This window comes from Nostoc sp. FACHB-892 (assembly GCF_014698795.1).
GTDB lineage: Bacteria > Cyanobacteriota > Cyanobacteriia > Cyanobacteriales > Nostocaceae > Nostoc.
In genome coordinates, this window is sequence record NZ_JACJTR010000005.1 from 1 (window position 1) to 15,242 (window position 15,242).

Below are 15,242 nucleotides of genomic sequence, written 5' to 3' on the forward strand. Positions count from 1 at the left end.
AACGTTGCCCTATTTCTTGTTGTTCCTTGACTTGCCCACTCGCCAGCCACCACAACATCTGTAACTTTTCTTTCTGGTTTCCCAAAGACGTTGTTTGTAGGCGTTTTTTTAGTTCCTCTTCGCTCTCGGCGATCTCAATCTTAAATGGGCGACTCATGGGTATGCTCACTTACCGAGTTTGTTTCTCCTTATTATATGTAGCTTCACATTAAATTGGTATAAGGCATGAATTTTGTAATATCCTTCGCTATCTTCTACTAGTTGCAGCAAGTTGCGCCCGTAGAGTTGCTTTTTAGCTGCGTTTAATTCATCTTTTGACGAAGTTAGAAGAGGCAGGGGAGCAGGGAGCAGGAAGCGGGGGGAACTGTTTTCTTCAGCTTTGGAGGTGTTTGAGTTTTCTAGTTGTTCTATGTTTTTACTTTCTATTGCTACCCAAACAACCAAATCCCAAAGAATCTGTCCAGGAGAAAATAAACTCAAAAATATTCCTAGTTGTTGCGCCAGTGGGTTGAGTTCTGACCAAGTTAAAGCAAAGGCGGCTTTGACTCCCAGTTGAGTTGAGTTGAGAGTTTCCCGGTTTTGTAAAGCTACTTCTGCTAATTTACGTTCTTGCAATCGCCCAAACATAATATCTAAAGATATATCCGGGTCGCGTACTAAATAGCCACCCACTAACTCTATGCCCAAGGGTAAATATTCTAGAGATTCACATATTGCTGCTGCGGCTTGTGGTTTATTTTCAACTCGCCTATCTGCTTTCCCCAACAGTCGTTTTAACAGTTCTAAAGCTTTGCCTGGTTCTTTTTGCGGCGAGAGAACATCTAAAGGAATCTTTTGAATAAAATTTGAGTCTAAATCCCGCAGTCGAGTAGTAATTAAGACTCGGAAGCGGTTATTCTTAGGAACAACTTGGCGGAGGTTGTCTAAATTAGTTACGTCATCGAAGACGATTAAAATAGGCAAGGGAGAGTCGGGATATTTAGACCAACACCAAGCGACTTGTTCTTTCAGGCTTAAAAGCGTTCCTCCTAATTCTTGGGGAATCTCCAAACCTAACTGCAACCGGAAAAACTCTAAAACTTCGGCGGCGAGATTGGTTTCTCTGTCGTTAAACCAGGCAATTCCGCCATAATCTTGTTGATATCGTCTGGCGTATTGGGTGGCTAATTCAGTTTTGCCCACGCCACCCATTCCCGCTATTGCTACATAATCTCCGCGCTGCAAGTCTTCATGCACCGTTGCCAATTCCGTTTCTCGCCCGACGAAATTAACGGAACCGCGATAAGGAATAAATTTTGTGGGAGTTAACTTTGTCCGTTCCCTGTCAGACGACTCCACTCAAATCTGAAAAGTACTACCTCTTTGGTCAATGGTTTGATTTTGAGCCGCATTAATCGCTTTTTCAATATTTTGGGTAAAAGTTGAAGGGTATGATTGTTGAGATTTCTCCACAGCTGCTTTTATCTCCTTGAGAATTTCAGCCAAGTTCGACGGTGGATTATTTTCTGTTAATAATGCCAATTCTTGTGCAGCTTGAGCTACTTCAGGATTAGCTTTAGCCGCAGATTCCACTTCTAATACAGCTTTGCCATAATCGAGTGGTTGTTCTGGTGCTTTCTCAATAGCAACTACAGTCTGGGGAGAATGTTTTTTCAGGGTGACGAGAAACTTGCCAGTCTTATCTAATAAGTTTTCTGTGACCTTTTCGGTTGTTTTTTCTAAGGCTTTGGTGGCTATTATAGTGCCAACAGCGATCGCCGCAGTTTCAAGTATCATATCCTGCCTTGGCTATGTGTATCATACTTAATACACTATTTTTGTTCTCAATTCCGCAGCTAAGTTAAAAAACCCATATTTTATAGCGGTTCTCGTTTACGTGAGGTACATCCGTAAGGGCACGGCAGTGCCGTGCCCCTACACCTTGCAATATAATCTTGTACCGCATCTGAATGGGAACCGCTATACTCAGCGTTACGGATTTTGCCGAGTTCAGCATTACTTTCTCAATATATTGCGTGTGATATCTAAGCTTTTTGAATTGAAACTAGTTGCCGTTACTAAACATCGCCACCAACATCGCGCTTTAAGTTACTAAAATAACGAGTTTAGTTACCACCACTACGATTTTTGTTACAAATATCATAATTTTCGTTACAATATTACAAATTTGTTACTAAAATAACGAGTGTAGTTACGAACGCTACGATTTTTGTTACAAACATCATAATTTTCGTTACAATGTTACGAGTTTAGTTACCACCACTACGATTTTCGTTACAAACATCATAGTTTTAATGGATATTACTTAAGCTATAGTTATATTCAGCACCAAGTTTGTGGATTTTACTCAACCAAAATTCAGCTTTAATAAGGCAAGCTAGTTCTAGAACACAATAAAAAGAACATAATTATGCCTCGTCAAAAGCGTACATATCGTGCTCTAGAAAAAGCTGAATTGAGAATGTTCGGACTCAAAGCAATTGATCCGAATATGGATTTTGGCGATGCTCGCAATTTGCAAAATATCACACAAATAATTCAGCAGTACCGTAGCAAAATAGAAGCTTATAATACTACTCTGGCTGTGATTGACTCTTACAAAAATGAGATGAAAGAGTTGGAAACAACTTTGAGCGACTTGACAGAAAAGATGCTTCTTGGAGTTGCCTTTAAATACGGCAAAGATAGCCATGAATATGAGATGGCGGGTGGTGTTCGTAAAAGCGATCGCATCCGTAAAAGCACAGCAGCACGCTTGAAAGGGACTCCAGAGGAACCAATTACTAAGAGTGCTAAAACTGCATAAAAAGCATTCTCATACCATTTTACTTTAATAATGATACAAATACGTTGGTAAGGGCACGGCATTGCCGTGCCCCTACGAGGAATCTATATGTATCAAGGTTTTTGTGAAATGGTATCAGGCTAAAATCTGGGGCTAGTACCGCAAGGACGTTCGGCGAAGCTCAGTCGAGCCGCAAAAGTCATAAAAGAAGAATTTCAGAAGTCAGAATGGGCTAAACGCTGTGCTATCCGCCAGCCGTACAAAATACCCAACTGAATTCTGTTCGATAATATCACTCAAATTGCACAAGCGATCGCCCCGATACAACAATAAAGCCGACAGAATCGAGCCTAATTTGGGGCTGGCGAATTCCTTGGAGAATGGCTGCATTTAAAGCAGTTTCTATCTTTAATTCTTCAGCTAAGGCATTATCCCAGGTTTGTTGGTTCAAACGCAGACGTAATTGTTCTACTCTATTGGCTAATTTCTTTTCAGCGACCTTAGCACAACTTTGACATAAGTCAACAAAATCGGGACGATTGGAGAGTAGTTCTGAAGAAGTGTTACGCACTTGATAGCAAAAATTTTGCCATTTACTAGGCTCAACAAAATCGTCAATAATTCCTAAGCGCTCTTTTGCCAAATTGTAATCTCGTCCTTGATTGTTGTTTTTATCTTTATATGGACGTTGTAGGATACTTAAGAGCGCTTTATCTTCAACAACACGTATTGGCTCATTACGACCATCAACATAGATAGTTTCTATAATTGGCGGAAATAGAGCATCAACACGCCGCTGCAAGTTTTTAAATTGAGAACTATCGAGTTTGTTATCTAGTAAAACTTGTTTGGCAATTCTTAAATTTGCCTCGACTACATAATTGCACTGGAAACCAAACCACTCTTTCCCTTCTTTAGAATCCCAAGATGCATCAGTGCGCCACAGAGCAAAGGCTTCACCTCGGTCATCCCAGTTTATATAGTTCCAGAGTGCTTCGACAAATCCTTCTCCAACTCGAAAGAGTTTAATACCAGGATTCTGGTTTGCTACCCTACGATTATAAGTACCGAATTGGTCTAGGTAACTATCAGCAAAACGGTTTTTTAACTCATTTATGGGAACCAATGTCCGCGTTGACGGTTGATAACGTCGCATATCTGATGAATCTGGATTATTCAGTCCTCTGAATCCCAGCGCGTCACAAATCCAACCTTCAATTGCTCGTTTCATTTCTAGATGACAAGCATCGTAATTATCTAACTCTTGAAAATACTCGGTGGCAATTTCATCGTTAGCGTCAATTTCATCTAAAGCATTTTGCTCACTAATTTTTGCTATTTCGACTTCAATTTGCTCTTGAATTGGTGAAATCATCTCTAACAATCCAGCAGCACTTGATTTAAACAAAGCTGTTTCTAATTCTGCAAGTTTATCATCTACATAAAACTGTAAACTTGCAATTGATTGTTGGAATATACCAAAGCCATCTTTCAATACTTGATACCAAGCATTGTGGGGGCTATCTTCCAAATAAGGGCCAATCAAAACACAAGATTGGACTCCGATTTTGCTACCAATGCGGTCAAGTCTGCCAAGTCTTTGCTCTAATTGGTTAGGCGACCAAGGCAGGTCAAAGTGAATTAACCAATCGGCAAATTGGAGGTTAAGTCCTTCTTCTCCAGAGCGATCGCATACTAGAATAAAGCAGTTTGGGTTATTCCTGAACTTACTTAAGCCTTCCTCAACTTTGTCTGGTGATTCCCCAAATTGATGTTTGGCTATTGTTTCAGTACCAAAGGTATCAGACAAATACCGGACTATTTCGCCACAAGTTTGCCCAAAACTGGTAAACACAACAAATTTGGGTAGAATATCGCCAGTAATTGGTCTTTTGATTCTCTGCTGTATCCTCGTGATGAATTCTTTTTGATTCTTCCGAACGTTTGCGGGAATTTTGAAGTATGTACCTAGCTGATTTAGCAGCACTGTTTTCAAATTTTCCGTCCGTCCTCCGTCCTCTTGAGGTTGACGAATAATTTTTAGGAAGGATTGCAGAATCTCTTCTTCCCCTGAGAATTTGGGGGTTGTAGTTAATAGGCGAATATCATCTTCTTTAAACTCTTGGGTGAGTTTAGCATGAGGCTTACCAGTTAACCGGGCGGTAATTACTTGCTCTAAAATCCCTAACCAAGTACCAGCAGCTAGGAATAATAACAGAAAAATTCGCTGATATGCCTTTTCAGTAGGAGCTACACTACGCCATTGATTGAGGAGTTCGTGGATATCAGGCGATCGCTCGTCTAAATCATACTCTTCTTTGGGCGTAAAATTGCGGTCAAAAATCACATCTTCCACCGCCGCGCGACGGTTGCGAAGCATTCGGCGGTGTAGTCGATAGATATCGCTGACGTGAGTGCGAATCGCTTGAACGATTTGATCTTGCTCGGTAGAATTTGCTTGTAAATTTTCTAAATCATCCGCCAGCTTTTGTAAATACTCATCCTCGGCCAAGAGGTTTCGTAGTTGCTGCAAGTTGCTTTTGAGAACAGCAGGTTCAGCGCCTTCTTTAAAAGAAAGCAGAAGTTTACCAATTTCTTGACGGCTTTCAACTTTGGCGCGAAAACCTGCTAAATCACCAATTTTATAGGTTGCTGGGTCGAGCAAGTGCAACATGGCCAGAAAATCTTGCTCATGATTGAGAACAGGAGTGGCGGATAATAGAAGCAAGCGATCGCTTTTATGAGCAAGTTCTTTGCAAGTTTGAAAACGCTGGCGCACTGTTGCATCCTTGGAGGTTGCCATTGCTGCGATATGATGGGCTTCATCTAAAATTAAGCAGCCTATCCTCGCTTTCAGGTTGACTTTATGGATATCTTCAACCGCCAGCACCGCTACCCGTTTGCCAAAATGGGAGATGTAAAATTTGTTTTCTAACTCAGTCCGCCATTGTTTAAGCAAATATTGCGGAACTATAACCACCGCACCTTTTTTCGGTTCATCCAGAAGGAATTGACGCAGAATCGCACCCGCTTCAATGGTTTTTCCGAGTCCCACCTCGTCTGCTAGTAAGTAACGCTGAATTGGGTCTTCTAGTACCCGCCGCACAACTTCAACTTGGTGAGGATAAAGATTAATATTTGCCGAAATCAGTCCTGTCATCCCGCGACTGACAGCGCGTTGCTTAATCAAAGATTTCACGAAAGCCAATCTTTTATCGTGGAAGTAAGGCGTTTCGTGACCCTTCATCGCCAGAGTTTCGATAGGGTCTGTGTTTGGGAGATTACAACGAACGTAAATATCTTCTTCAGTAGCGATCGCAGTTTTCTTGTCTGGTAAATCAATTTGATACATTTCTGTATCTTCATCCCAGATGAAAACTCTGCCAACTATCCATTTATCCTGAGTTTGGGACTTAATATAGCATCGAGCTTGGGGTTCAAGCCTGACCTCAGAGAGAGAATTTAAAGGTAAAGTTTTTTGGAGACGTTGCCCTATAGAGCAGAAATACTCAACGTTCGCATTGTCATCAGATATTTCTGTAACTTTTCCGATACCCAAAGAGTTATTCTGGGACTGTACCAATAAACCGAGCTTAATCATAGATCCAGTCCCCTGAATACACTAAAAGAACCTTCCAGACTAGTTTGTTCATCTATATCTGGCAGTTTTGTCAATCAACATTATAGATAATAAACTGACATCACAGTTTTTCGTTTTAGCGATGTCTACGACGGGCTACGTCTCAGCTCCACCATCGCCAACGAGTAAAATCAGTCCAAAGGTTGATTTGCGTTGTGATTACTATTCTTTTATATCAAGTCGCTTTTAATTAGGCGTTTTTGTAAAGCAACAACAACAGCCTGAGTGCGATCGCTCACTCCTAGTTTATGTAAAATAGCATGAACATGAACTCTCACAGTTCCAGGAGTAATATACAATTTTAAAGCAATTTGTTGGTTGGTTTTTCCCTCTGCCAAAAATGACAAAATTTCTTGTTCACGCTGAGTCAAAGGATTAGCAGATTTAGATATATTTTCTAAATACGACTCAGAAGCAAAACTACAATGAATTTCATTTGTTGCTGTTTCATCCCACCAAGATGCACCCGCAGCCACAGAACGGAGTGCTAATAATAATTTTTCCGCAGGAATTCCTTTGAGGCAATAACCTTGAGCGCCGACTGCAATCAGCCGTGCAATCAGGGTTTTTTGAGAATGGGAAGTCAAAACTAAGATTGGTACATGAGGATTCTGCTGCTTGATTTGTTTGCACGCTTCAATGCCACCAATGCCCGGTAATCCCACATCTAACAGCACCACATCTAAAGTCTGTTGATTAACTAACTCAATAGCTGTTTCACCATCTTCAGCCTCAGCAACAATCTCCAGCCCAATTTCTTCTTGCAATCGCACACGCAAACCTAAACGGAAGAGTTCATCATCCTCAACCAAGAGAATTTTTATAGGGTTAGACAGCATCTCACGTAGTTAGAGAGGACTGAAACGGATAGACTGGGAGCTTAAAAGCAAACATAGCTCCAACGGGTAATATGTTCTCTGCCCAGATTATACCGCCGTGGGCTGTGATAATTTGGCGAGATAGATAAAGTCCTAATCCTGAGCCTTTGCTTTGCCGTTGGCTATGTCCTTGATAAAATCGCTCAAATAAATGGGACAACTGTTCGGGCTGGATACCTGCACCTGTATCCAAAATTTTTACAATTTGATAGGCAGATTGGGATTCTAACACGACTTCCACATGACTATTGCGCGGGGAATGGTTAATTGCATTCACTAAGAGATTAATTAAGACTCGTTGCAGTTGTAAAGCATCACCTTTCACCCACAAAGATTGTCGCCAATCAGATTCACCATAGTTAAGCGAGAGATATACACACCGATTTGCTGCTAACTCGGTGAGAGTACTAACCGCTTCTTCTGCCAGCACAGTTAAATCTACAGGTTCTAGATTAAGTTCTAAGCCTTCAGTATCATTACGGTAGATATCTAATAAAGTTTCTAACAATTGCAGTGAAGTTTGATGGCTACGCGCCATTGTGGCTAAAACTTTTTGCTGTGCTGGTAATATGGGGCCAAATTTTTCGCCTTCAAAGGCTTTGAGAGTTTCAATTGCTCCTAATAAAGGTGTTTTCAGGTCGTGGGTAAGTGTAGAAGCAAAATCTTCTCGGACTCTGACTAATTCTTCTTGTGCTTCTAGCTTGGCACTAGTTGAAGCGATCGCTTCCTCAGAAAGACGCAGGCGATCGCTCAACACACCTGTAACAATCAACGCTATTGCGGCGATCGCTCTACTAGTAATTGTGGAAGCATTGATGATTTCGCCTGCTGGCACTACAAGATTCAACATGGTTAAAAACACAGCTGTAAAAGTAGCTTGAAAAGTCGCCCGCTTTCCCAACCAGGAATTTGTCAATAAAATCGGACCTGTGTAGAGATACCCAAAAACGTAGGGAATGGGTGTAGAAAACTCCAGAACAATCACAAATGTATATAAACCAGCAATGATGAAATATCTGCCCAAATGGAATCCTTTATTAAAATGTTTAGCTATAAAATGTCTCATTCAATAAATTAAGTATTACTAATTAATTTTCCCAAAATGTTCAATTTTTAGTTTTTAGTAAGTACGATGATGCTCAAAATGATACAGCACTTCTATTCTTTTTATTTTATTATATTTGAAATATTAATAGGATTATCTGGAGCGTTTAGCTAAAAATAAACACTTCACTAAACATCATAAACGCTGACATATAGTTTAAATAAACACTAAGTATAGAAAAATGAACCCCGTTTTATACCCTTCTAATACTTGCTTTAATAGAGAAATTAATTGATGATAAAAATTGTTGCAAATTGATAGAACCGAATTATGTTCTCTATCAATCAGATAAATGTTGACATGTCATTAAGTTTAATAAGTACAAAAATCACGAATAATAGCTGTCCATTGTGGCATTGCCTTAACCAGCTTGAAAATGCCAAACAAATGCTTTGCTTTGGGGATCATCAGAAATAACCAAATCATCCTAGCAAGTGCCAAACCAATAATTTGGTGTGAAGATTACATCCTGGCTGTAGCTCTAAGTGCAGCCTCAGTTCCAGAGCTAAAATTTGCCCTAAATAAAACGCATCCGGTTCACTATTCATCCCAAGAATGTCCAATTAAAAATCTAAAAACAACTTATTGGGAGCCTTTTTAATTCATGTTACAAGGATGGATACAAATTAGTTTAACCTTACTAATAGTCATAGCCACAACTCCTTTACTGGGAAGGTACATGGCGCGGGTGTTCATGGGGAAACAAACACTACTTGACCCCATCATTAATCCGTTGGAAAAAGTAATATTTGCCATTAGTGGGGTACGTCCCCAAGAAAATTTAACAGGTCGGCAATATGCCAAAGAATTGCTGTGTAGCAATCTTATCATGGCGATTTTTGCCTACTTCATCCTGATGTTACAAGGATGGTTACCACTAAATCCCACAGGATTAGATGCACCTAGTTGGGATTTAGCCCTACACACCACTATTTCCTTTGTCACCAACACCAATCAACAGCACTACTCTGGTGAAACAACCTTCAGCTATGCCAGTCAAGTTTTCGCTCTTGGTTTTTTGATGTTTACCTCGGCAGCCACGGGTTTGGCACTAGGAATTGCCTTTATTCGCGGTTTAACTGGTAGACCATTGGGCAACTTTTACAGTGACTTAATTAAGGCAATCACGCGAATTTTGCTACCAATATCTATCATTGGGGGATTGTTGTTAATTGTGGCAGGTGTGCCAGAAACTTTAGCAGGCCCAGCCATAGCTACCACCCTAGAGGGTGCAACTCAAGTGATTGCCCGTGGCCCAGTTGCCCACTTTGAAATTATTAAACAACTAGGAGAAAACGGGGGTGGCTTCTTTGGCGTTAACTCAGCTCATCCCTATGAAAATCCCAATGGTTTCTCAAATTTCTTAGAAATGTGGGCAATGATTTCTATTCCGTCAGCATTAATTTATAGCTACGGTATATTTGCTAACAACCGTAAACAAGCATGGTTAGTGTTTTGGATGGTCTTTGTCATCTTTGTCTTCTTAATAGGTGTTGCCGCAGTAGGCGAGTTTCAAGGAAATCCCTTGGTTAATTCTCTGTTGAGAGGACAGCCACCCAACTTAGAAGGCAAAGAAGTGCGATTTGGTTGGGCGCAAACCGCACTATGGGCAGTCATGACCACAGCAACCATGTGTGGTGCTGTTAATGGTATGCACGATTCCTTAATGCCAACGGGAGGGTTTACTACTCTGTTTAATATGTTTTTGCAAATTATTTGGGGAGGTCAGGGAACTGGTACAGCTTACCTATTTATCTATCTAATTTTGGCAGTGTTTTTGACTGGGTTGATGGTAGGACGAACACCAGAATTTTTAGGACGCAAAATTGAGAAAAAAGAAATTGTCCTGGCCAGCGTCATTTTATTAGTTCACCCCTTTGCTATTCTTATCCCTTGGGCAATCTTTTTTGGCTTTCACTCTACCCTGTTAGGCATTACTAACCCAGGATTTCACGGAGTTTCTCAGGTAGTTTACGAATATGCTTCAGCTGCTGCTAACAATGGTTCTGGTTTTGAAGGATTAATAGATGACACCTTGTGGTGGAATCTCACCACCAGTATCAGCATTTTGGCAGGGCGTTATATCCCCATTACTGCCCTACTGCTGCTGGCAGATAGTATGTCCCGCAAGCAACTTGTTCCTATAACCACAGGTACCTTAAGAACTGACACCAGAATCTTCACCGGAGTTACAGGTGGCGTGATTTTGATTCTTGGTGCGCTCACCTTCTTTCCTGTACTGGTCTTAGGCCCCATAGCAGAAGCATTCCTGATTGCCAGAGTTGGATAATCAGCAATTCAAAACGAAAGAAAGAAACCAGTTATGGTCATTATCCTGGCTTCTGGCATTATGCAACACCAAAAATAATTAACCTTCATAACCTTTTGCGCTTGTCTTTGCGCCACCTAGTTAACAAAAACGCTGAATGGCGAACTACGCTGTGTGTGAGCTTTTTTCATCAAAATAACTACCAATGACACCATCTACTAAACCACGACAAGAACGCAAACATACACCTAAAATCAAACAATCCGGACTCTACAGACGTGCGTTTCAACAAGCATTCGTTAAGTTGCACCCACGTCATTTGCTCAAAAATCCTGTGATGTTTGTAGTCTGGTTAGGCACAATTATTACAGCATTGTTGACCATTACACCTAACCTGTTTGGCCCAACTCCTGATGACAATCCCAGATTATTTAATGGTTTAATTACCCTGATTCTATTCTTAACCGTTCTGTTTGCTAACTTTGCTGAAGCTGTGGCTGAAGGTCGAGGTAAAGCTCAGGCAGATGCTTTACGATCTACAAAATCCGATGCCAAAGCCAAAAAACTCCTTGCTGATGGTTCTATCCAAGAAGTTAGTTCTACAGACTTACGGCGTGGCGACCAAATCAAGGTAATTGCTGGTGATATTATCCCTGCCGATGGTGAGGTAATTAAAGGTGTTGCTTCTGTGGATGAATCTGCAATCACGGGAGAATCTGCATCAGTATTGAAAGAACCAGGGACAGATATTGCTAGTTCCGTGACTGGTGGAACGCGGATTATTTCCGATGAACTGACTATTCGCGTTACCGCTGACCCCGGACAAGGCTTTCTCGACCGGATGATTAACTTAGTAGAAGGAGCTTCCCGCAGTAAAACTCCCAATGAAATCGCTCTGACGGTTTTATTGGCAGTCCTGACACAAGTATTTTTAGTAGTCATGGCAACTCTACCTACAGTGTCATTTTACGTAAACTCACCTGTAAGTATTGCTGTATTAATCGCCCTCCTAGTGGCATTGATTCCAACCACCATCGGCGGATTATTAAGTGCGATTGGGATTGCTGGTATGGATAGAGTTGCTCAGTTTAACGTGATTGCCACCTCTGGACGTGCAGTAGAAGCCTGCGGTGATGTCAATACCCTAGTGTTAGATAAAACGGGTACAATTACTTTGGGCAACCGCATGGCAGAGGAATTTATTCCCGTCAACGGTTATTCTCTGGAAGAGGTAGCAAGGGTTGCTCTCGCATCGAGTGTGTTTGATGAAACACCGGAAGGAAAATCCATCGTCAAACTGGCAACACAATTAGGGGCAAAAGTAGATTTTGACACTAAGCAAGCAGAAGGTATCGAATTCTCTGCCAAAACCCGCATGAGTGGTACTGATTTAGCCAACGGCGTGCAAATTCGTAAAGGTGCAGTGAATGCTATTAAAGGATTTGTGCGCTCCCGTAATGGACAATTAACACCTGAACTTGATGCTGCTTTTGAACGAGTTTCCAAATTGGGTGGTACTCCCCTGGCACTCTGTCAAAACGAAGTGATTTACGGTGTTATTTATCTCAAAGACATTATTAAACCGGGAATTAGAGAACGGTTTGACCAAATGCGACGGATGGGAATTCAAACTATCATGCTGACAGGAGATAACCGCATTACAGCATCTGTAATTGCCCAAGAAGCAGGAGTTGATGATTTCATCGCCGAAGCCACACCAGAAGACAAAATAGAAGTAATTCAAAAAGAACAGGCCCAAGGCAAGTTGGTAGCAATGACTGGAGATGGTACTAACGATGCTCCAGCTTTAGCACAGGCCAATGTGGGGGTAGCGATGAATTCTGGTACGCAAGCAGCGAAGGAAGCGGCTAATATGGTAGACCTAGATTCTGACCCTACGAAGTTAATTGATATTGTCACTATTGGTAAACAACTGCTGATTACCCGCGGCGCACTAACTACCTTTTCCATCGCCAACGATGTCGCCAAGTATTTCGCCATTATTCCTGCCATCTTCGCTGGTATTGGTGTTGGTAGTCTCAACATTATGGGTTTAGCCAGCGCCCAATCTGCTGTTTTATCCGCTTTGATATATAACGCCTTGATTATTCCGGCACTGATTCCCTTAGCTTTGACTGGCGTTAAGTTTCGACCACTCACAGCAGATCAACTTTTGCAGCGCAACATCTTTATATACGGATTGGGTGGTGTCATTGCACCTTTCATTGCCATTAAATTAATTGATGTTTTGATTGTGGCGGTCGGTTTGGCATAGTTTTATTGGACTTTGGATTATGGAATCTTTACCACAAGCTTTTTTGGAAGTGTTTGGCTTCATGGCCTGCAAACGAAATCGCATTCCTCTATCTCTGTTTTTGCTGTTGTGTTTTAACGCCATACTCGCACCAGCAGTACAAGCACTAACACCAGGAGAACTATCACGTACTGCATCTTACGCTCTTGCTCTTTTGGGATTGGTGACTCTGAGCGTGTGCGTTTATTTGTTCGTTGTCATTTTTCAACCGGAGAAATTCTAATGAGTCAGATACGTCAACTCAATAAAGCTGTTCGTTCCACTTTAGCACTGTGGTTGTTAACAGCATTAATTTATCCTTTATTTATGTTAGTTTGTGGACAGATAGCATTGCCTTTCCATGCAAATGGCAGCTTAATCACTAATACTCAAGGCCAAGTCATAGGTTCAGTATTGATTGGTCAGCCTTTTAATAGCGAGCGCTATTTCTGGAGTCGTCCCAGCACCGTTGACTATAGTACAAACCCAAAAGTCCCCATGACAGGAGTATCAGGAGCTAGCAACCTCGCACCCGGCAATCCCGAACTCCTCAAACGTATTCAAGTAGAAATAGCACAGCTGCGACAAGCCAATATTCAACCGACTGCCGATTTAGTTTATGCTTCTGGCTCCGGTTTAGATCCACATATTAGTATTGCCGCAGTCCAAGCACAAGTGCAACGTATCGCCACTACCCGCAAGATTAACCCGTCCCAAATTCAAAGCTTGATAGCCAAAAACACTGATGGTAGATTCCTGGGTATTTTTGGCGAACCTGGAGTCAACGTCTTAAAACTGAATCTGGCATTAGACACTTTGCAACCCAACCTTTAGTTTGTCAAGGCTTACTCTTAATTCATGTTTCATCCTTCTCACTCTTCCCCTGACAGTTCTTACATACATCCTGCCCGACGCGGGAAGCATAAAATTTTTATTGGTATGGCTCCTGGTGTCGGTAAGACTTACAAAATGCTAGAAGAAGCACATCTTCTCAAGCAAGATGGTATTGATGTCGTGATTGGCTTATTGGAAACTCATGGACGCAAAGAAACGGCCATGAAAGCTACCGGACTAGAGATTATTCCCCGCAAAGCCTTTATCCACCAGAACATCGTCCTACAGGAAATGGACACAGATGCAATTGTGCAACGCGCTCCCCAATTGGTGTTAGTGGATGAACTCGCTCATACTAACGTTCCTGGTTCCCCACGAGAAAAACGCTATCAAGACGTAGAAGTAATTTTAGCAGCCGGAATTGATGTTTATTCCACTGTCAATATTCAACACTTGGAAAGTTTAAACGACTTAGTAGCAAGAATTACAGGTGTTGTAGTGCGAGAGCGCATTCCTGATTACCTACTAGATGAAGCTGATGCTGTTGTTGTCATTGATGTTACTCCAGAAACTTTAGAATATCGCTTGCAAGAAGGTAAAATATACGCCCCTGAAAAAATCGAGCAATCCCTAAAAAATTTCTTTCAGCGTCGTAATCTCATTGCTTTAAGAGAACTAGCATTACGAGAGGTAGCAGATACAGTTGAAGAATCTGCAAACACTTCTAACTTATTAGGACAAAATTGTAATATTCACGAAAGAGTTTTAGTGTGTGTATCTACTTATCCTGATTCAGTACAATTATTACGCCGAGGCGCACGCATTGCTAATTATATGAATGCGCGACTGTATGCTATATTTGTAGCCAATCCTGAACGATTCCTCACTAAAAAAGAAAGCTTACACATCGATATGTGTAAGGGATTATGCCGAGAGTTTGGGGGTGAGTTTTTATATGTTAAAAGCAAAAATGTTGCTAAAGAGATTTCTCAAGTTGCAACAGATAATCATATTACACAAATTATTATTGGTGAAAGCCAGCAGCCACAATGGAAAAAATTTTTAAAAAAGTCTTTTACTCAACAACTCATAGATTTAATTAGAGAGAAAAATATAGATTTACATATTATATCTACCGAAAGATGATTTAATAAAATCACATAATCACGGGAATAACGCGATTTTTTTTAAGTTGAATCAAAAACACGTGATGCCTTGTCTGTGAGAGGCTTCGCACTTTTTTTGTTCGATTTTACAAAATTGCATTGTTTGCGTCCTGTAGTTTATCAGGGCGCATTGGTATTGCATACAGGGTATTGTAAAATTTAGTTCGCTATGAATTTATAAAATACTATACTGAAATTAGCTGATTATGTGGTGCAATAGATTCACACTTTGCCTTGATCATGCCACGATATAATTAAGATGATGTAGTTTT

12 protein-coding genes are annotated in these 15,242 nt (G+C 41.0%); 7 read left to right on the forward strand and 5 right to left on the reverse strand.

The genetic code is table 11. The annotated features are described in order from the left end of the window. Positions 1 to 165 precede the first annotated feature (165 nt). Together H6G96_RS08515 and H6G96_RS08520 are read right to left on the reverse strand one after the other, a co-directional pair. Positions 166 to 1,338 carry an NB-ARC domain-containing protein gene (locus H6G96_RS08515; protein ID WP_190911051.1) on the reverse strand — a complete coding sequence of 391 codons (1,173 nt, stop codon included), beginning with the start codon at positions 1,336 to 1,338 and terminating at the stop codon, positions 166 to 168. Beyond that, positions 1,339 to 1,776: a hypothetical protein gene (locus H6G96_RS08520; RefSeq protein ID WP_190911052.1), complete on the reverse strand. Its 438-nt coding sequence runs from the start codon at positions 1,774 to 1,776 to the stop codon at positions 1,339 to 1,341. 634 nt (positions 1,777 to 2,410) lie between these two features. Here H6G96_RS08520 and H6G96_RS08525 point away from each other — a divergent pair. Continuing rightward, a complete protein-coding gene (locus H6G96_RS08525) occupies positions 2,411 to 2,806 on the forward strand; it encodes a hypothetical protein (RefSeq protein WP_190911053.1) in 396 nt (131 codons plus the stop codon). Between the two features lie 271 nt (positions 2,807 to 3,077). On the opposite strand, the gene dpdE is transcribed toward H6G96_RS08525, so the two are convergent. The 3 genes from dpdE to H6G96_RS08540 form a co-directional block, all read right to left on the reverse strand. Further along, positions 3,078 to 6,386 (reverse strand): protein DpdE, encoded by a 3,309-nt coding sequence (dpdE, locus tag H6G96_RS08530; RefSeq protein ID WP_190911054.1) that lies wholly within the window; start codon positions 6,384 to 6,386, stop codon positions 3,078 to 3,080. A 209-nt stretch (positions 6,387 to 6,595) separates the two neighbouring features. After that, complete coding sequence (locus H6G96_RS08535) at positions 6,596 to 7,264, reverse strand: response regulator transcription factor (RefSeq protein WP_190911055.1); 669 nt, start codon at positions 7,262 to 7,264, stop codon at positions 6,596 to 6,598. A gap of 1 nt (position 7,265) precedes the next feature. Further along, complete coding sequence (locus tag H6G96_RS08540) at positions 7,266 to 8,369, reverse strand: HAMP domain-containing sensor histidine kinase (protein WP_190911056.1); 1,104 nt, start codon at positions 8,367 to 8,369, stop codon at positions 7,266 to 7,268. A 415-nt stretch (positions 8,370 to 8,784) separates the two neighbouring features. On the opposite strand from H6G96_RS08540, the gene H6G96_RS08545 reads away from it, so the two are divergent. From H6G96_RS08545 to H6G96_RS08570, 6 genes are all read left to right on the forward strand, one after another. Beyond that, positions 8,785 to 9,009, forward strand: a complete 225-nt coding sequence (locus H6G96_RS08545; protein WP_190911057.1) for a hypothetical protein — start codon at positions 8,785 to 8,787, stop codon at positions 9,007 to 9,009. Positions 9,010 to 9,012: 3 nt separating this feature from the next. Further along, positions 9,013 to 10,698: a potassium-transporting ATPase subunit KdpA gene (kdpA, locus tag H6G96_RS08550; protein WP_190911058.1), complete on the forward strand. Its 1,686-nt coding sequence runs from the start codon at positions 9,013 to 9,015 to the stop codon at positions 10,696 to 10,698. Between the two features lie 184 nt (positions 10,699 to 10,882). Next, complete coding sequence (kdpB, locus tag H6G96_RS08555) at positions 10,883 to 12,952, forward strand: potassium-transporting ATPase subunit KdpB (RefSeq protein ID WP_190911059.1); 2,070 nt, start codon at positions 10,883 to 10,885, stop codon at positions 12,950 to 12,952. Between the two features lie 19 nt (positions 12,953 to 12,971). Next, positions 12,972 to 13,214, forward strand: coding sequence for a potassium-transporting ATPase subunit F (locus H6G96_RS08560; RefSeq protein ID WP_190911060.1), 243 nt, complete (start codon positions 12,972 to 12,974; stop codon positions 13,212 to 13,214). Then, positions 13,214 to 13,804, forward strand: a complete 591-nt coding sequence (gene kdpC, locus H6G96_RS08565) for a K(+)-transporting ATPase subunit C (protein WP_190911061.1) — start codon at positions 13,214 to 13,216, stop codon at positions 13,802 to 13,804. The genes H6G96_RS08560 and kdpC overlap by 1 nt, the downstream gene beginning before the upstream one ends. Before the next feature lie 24 nt (positions 13,805 to 13,828). After that, positions 13,829 to 14,950 carry a sensor histidine kinase KdpD gene (locus H6G96_RS08570; RefSeq protein WP_190911062.1) on the forward strand — a complete coding sequence of 374 codons (1,122 nt, stop codon included), beginning with the start codon at positions 13,829 to 13,831 and terminating at the stop codon, positions 14,948 to 14,950. Positions 14,951 to 15,242 lie beyond the last annotated feature (292 nt).